General features: G+C 67.8%; 1 protein-coding gene and 1 pseudogene. Both read left to right on the plus strand.

Annotated elements, in window-relative coordinates; all coding sequences use genetic code 11:
- Positions 1–203: 203 nt before the first annotated feature.
- Positions 204–1,735, plus strand: a pseudogene (gene istA, locus XH98_RS12995) (IS21 family transposase).
- A gap of 11 nt (positions 1,736–1,746) precedes the next feature.
- The coding region (locus XH98_RS13000) for an ATP-binding protein (RefSeq protein WP_271618822.1) at positions 1,747–2,199 on the plus strand (453 nt) is incomplete at its 3' end.

The following is a 2,199-nucleotide window of genomic DNA, read 5'->3' on the forward strand; positions in this document are numbered from 1 at the left end:
TGCGGATTCCGATCGATGTCGCCCAGGATTCCGAGATGATCTCGCCCACCATTCCGATTTGAAGTCGCCCACCCGTTCCGAGATGATGTCGCCCACCATTCCGGGATGATGTCGCCCGGGTGACGAGACCTCTTCTGGCTCCCATAGGGTCAACCTTTCGGTTTTGCGAAGGGGGACCCTGGATGCCGACGGAGAGGCTTGCGATGCGCCGTGTGCGCGATGTGATCAGGATGAAGGCGGCTGGGCTGCCGAGCCGCGAGATTGCTCGGCGGATGGGAGCGGCGCCCTCGACAGTGCGGCTGACCATCCGGCGGTTCGAGGCCGCAGGCCTGAGCTGGCCGTTGCCCGACGAACTCACGGACGCGGCCCTGGAGGCCCGCCTGTTCGCCAAGACCGGCAACGGTAACCGGCAGGGTCATCGCCGCATCGCCGAGCCCGACTGGGCGGCGGTGCACCGCGAGCTCAAGCGGAAGCACGTGACGCTGTCGATCCTGTGGGAGGAGTACATCGGCGCCGAGCCCGGCGGATACCGGTACTCGCGCTTCTGCGAGCTTTACCGCGCCTGGGAGGGACGCCTGTCGGTGACGATGCGCCAGGCGCACGCGGCCGGCGACAAGCTGTTCGTCGACTACGCGGGCGACGGCGTGCCTGTGGTGGTCGACCGCCTCACCGGCGAGCGGAGGACGGCGCAGATCTTCGTCGCCGTGCTCGGCGCCTCGAGCTTCACCTACGCGCAGGCGACGTGGACGCAGGGGCTCGCCGACTGGATCAGTGCCCATGTTGGCGCCTTCGCGGCATCGGCGGCGTCCCGGCGCTCTTGGTGCCTGACAACACCAAAGTCGCAGTCATCAAGGCGAGCCTCTACGACCCGCAGATCAATCGCACCTATGCGGAGATGGCCGCGCATTACGGCACGGCCGTCTTGCCGGCGCGACCTCGCAAGCCGCGCGACAAGGCCAAGGTCGAGCAGGCCGTCCTCATCATCGAGCGCTGGCTGCTCGGCCGCCTGCGCCACCGCGTCTTCTACAGCCTCGCCGAGGTCAACGCAGCGATCGGCGAGTTGCTCACCAGGCTCAACGAGGAGCGGCCGATCCGGCGGCTTGGCGTGACGCGCCGCCGGCTGCTCGAGGAGATCGACCGGCCGGCGCTCAAGCCGTTGCCGGCGAGCCCCTACGTGCTCGCCGAGTGGCGGATCCGCCGCGTCAGCCTCGACTACCACGTCGAGGTGGAGAAGCATTATTACAGCGTTCCGCATCGCTTCGCGCGTGCCGAGGTCGAGGTGCGGTTCACCGCCCGCACCGTCGAGATCTTCCACAAGGGCGAGCGGATTGCCGCGCATCAGCGCATGAGTGGCAATCACAAGCACACCACCGTGCCGGAGCACATGGCCTCCAGCCATCGGCGCTACGCCGGCTGGACTATCGGGCGTATCCGTCAGGACGCCGCCGCGATCGGGCCGGCAACCAGCGCATTGTGCGACCTCATTCTCGACGAGCGCTCGCACCCCGAACAAGGCTTCCGCGCCTGCCTCGGCATCCTCAGGCTCGCCGCCTCCTATGGGCGCGAACGGCTGGACGCGGCGGCTGCGCGGGCGATCGACATCGGCGCGCGCACCTATGGCTCGGTCAAGTCGATCCTCGCCAACAATCTCGATCGGCGTCCCGCTCACCAGCGCTCCGCGGACGATGCGCCGATCCTGCATGTCAACATCCGCGGACCGCGCTACTACAATTAGGAGACCGTCCCTTGCTCACCCATCCGACCCTCGACCGCCTCAACGCCCTCGGCCTCCACGGCATGGCCAAGGCCTTCGCCGACATCGAAGCCGCCGGTGAGGCTGGCAGCCTCGGTCACGCCGAATGGCTTGCTCTGCTGCTCGAACGTGAAGCCTCGCTGCGGCACGACAAACGGCTCGCCACTCGCCTGCGCTACGCCAAGCTGCGCCAGCAGGCTTGCGTCGAGGACATCGACTATCGCACCCCGCGCGGTCTCGACCGCCCGCTGTTCGCCAAGCTTGTCGAGGGCCGTTGGATCGACGACCACGTCAATCTCCTGATCTGCGGCCCGGCAGGCGTCGGCAAGAGTTGGCTCGCCTCGGCGCTCGGCCACAAGGCCTGTCGCGACAATCGCTCCGTGCTCTATCAGCGCGTCCCGCGCCTGTTCGACGATCTGGCGCTCGCCCGCGGCGACGGTCGTCAC

This window comes from Bradyrhizobium sp. CCBAU 51745, assembly GCF_028128715.1.
GTDB classification, from domain to species: domain Bacteria; phylum Pseudomonadota; class Alphaproteobacteria; order Rhizobiales; family Xanthobacteraceae; genus Bradyrhizobium; species Bradyrhizobium manausense.